The organism is Polaromonas sp. P1_E3 (genome assembly GCF_056405935.1).
In genome coordinates this window covers 1-1,383 of the sequence record NZ_JBFUBD010000575.1, presented here as the reverse complement: position 1 = coordinate 1,383, position 1,383 = coordinate 1, and the positions used below count along the sequence as shown (strand labels likewise).

3 protein-coding genes are annotated in these 1,383 nt (G+C 58.3%); 1 reads left to right on the top strand and 2 read right to left on the bottom strand.

From position 1 onward, the window contains the following. Nucleotides 1-26: 26 nt before the first annotated feature. Together AC1D0Z_RS21825 and AC1D0Z_RS21820 are read right to left on the bottom strand one after the other, a co-directional pair. Complete coding sequence (locus AC1D0Z_RS21825) at nt 27-395, bottom strand: hypothetical protein (protein ID WP_477660243.1); 369 nt, start codon at nt 393-395, stop codon at nt 27-29. A 118-nt stretch (nt 396-513) separates the two neighbouring features. Continuing rightward, complete coding sequence (locus AC1D0Z_RS21820; protein WP_477660242.1) at nt 514-720, bottom strand: hypothetical protein; 207 nt, start codon at nt 718-720, stop codon at nt 514-516. Between the two features lie 418 nt (nt 721-1,138). On the opposite strand from AC1D0Z_RS21820, the gene AC1D0Z_RS21815 reads away from it, so the two are divergent. Further along, nucleotides 1,139-1,383, top strand: a 245-nt coding sequence (locus tag AC1D0Z_RS21815) for a hypothetical protein (protein WP_477660241.1), incomplete at its 3' end; no start/stop codon positions are given.

Sequence of the window (1,383 nt, the reverse complement as noted above, 5' to 3'; positions counted from 1 at the left end):
GTTGCGGGCCCGTGCCGATTGATATGTTAAGCAGTATTTCGCGCCATTGCCTCCAGGCAGCGCGCGTGAAGGGTCGCAACGTCACCTGCGTGCCGCTCACGTATGGCTTTGGAAAGGTGCGTGGGTAGTTTCCCTCTCTCTGCGACCACCGACAACGCCACAAGAAGCTCTTCCAGGCCTGCGGCCTTGGAAACACTGGCGGCGTCGACCGGCCAGAACAAGCCGAGTAGTCGCGCTTCTGGGTAGTAAAGGGCGCTGACATTTTTACCCCGGCCCTGATACAGGACGATTTGCTGAACCGGAGTCAACCCTGCACGCGGGAATAACGGGATGATCGATTCAACGTTGCGGCGAGAGAGGCCGTGTGCGGCACCGTTTTGGACAGTTACCTTCATTGGCGCGGCTTAAGGTAGGAGATGACCGGCCGATAGGGTGTCCGCGTCGATTGACCTGCTAGACCGAAGTATCCCGGCCACAGTGAGGTCAGTCGAAATTGAGCGGTGGCCGCTGCACTCACGGAGCCAGGTACGCACGTGCTTTCTCCCTGGCCTCGGTTAGTACCTGCGTACTCACGCCGCCAGTCTCCAGGAGTTCTCCCAGCGGGACATACGCAATCTCCTCGAGCGTGGTCATTCCGGCGCGAAGGAGCGACAAGGCCACTGATTCGGGCACGCCAAGCACGGTCACAAACAAAGAGACTGGGTTTTGATCGTCGCCCATGGGTGCTCCTGCGGTATAGCCTGGCCGCTGAAAACCCTGCCAGGTGTTTATTATCAAAAGACTTCTCGTTCATTTTCAGTGTCATTCAGCCCGATGAAAGGGCCCCAACCCCGAAACTGATTCTAGGGAGAGAGTGTGGCCACCGCCTCCTCAATATGAACGAGTGCACGTAAACAGCCGATTCTGTTGTGTTTGACCATCGACGCCTGTAACCCGGTCCGAAAGCCATGGTCATCAAACGCGTCCAGTGTCTTCGCGCCCGCAGTAACTGGCTCGCGTCTTACAGCTGCCAGTTCGATACCCTTACAGAGTAGCTGGTGAAGTCAGGGTGCAATAGTCTTAACCGCTTGTCGGCTGTGTGACAGCCCCCGCCGAGCCCGTGGCATATGCCACTCATCTGTCTCGAAGGGGAATCAACATGTCAACCAAAGAGCGCAAGGAATGGCGCAGAAGCTTCACGGAAACCATCATGAGCCTGGCCGGAGGCACCGTCGATGTGCTCGAGGCGGCAATCTGGGCGATGGAGGCTCAGCATACGCAGGGCCATCGCGATCCGCAAGAGGCGGCTTACGAACAGTTCAAGAACGTTGCGATGCCCATACCGGCAAACCGTAACGGGCCTCCCGAGGAGCCCATGCCCACGCTGGACACGCCCCCCGAATT

Excerpts from the sequence above, each read along its gene's own strand:
- AC1D0Z_RS21825 (WP_477660243.1), bottom strand. The coding sequence starts at position 395 with ATGAAGGTAACTGTCCAAAACGGTGCCGCACACGGCCTCTCTCGCCGC.
- AC1D0Z_RS21820 (WP_477660242.1), bottom strand. The coding sequence starts at position 720 with ATGGGCGACGATCAAAACCCAGTCTCTTTGTTTGTGACCGTGCTTGGC.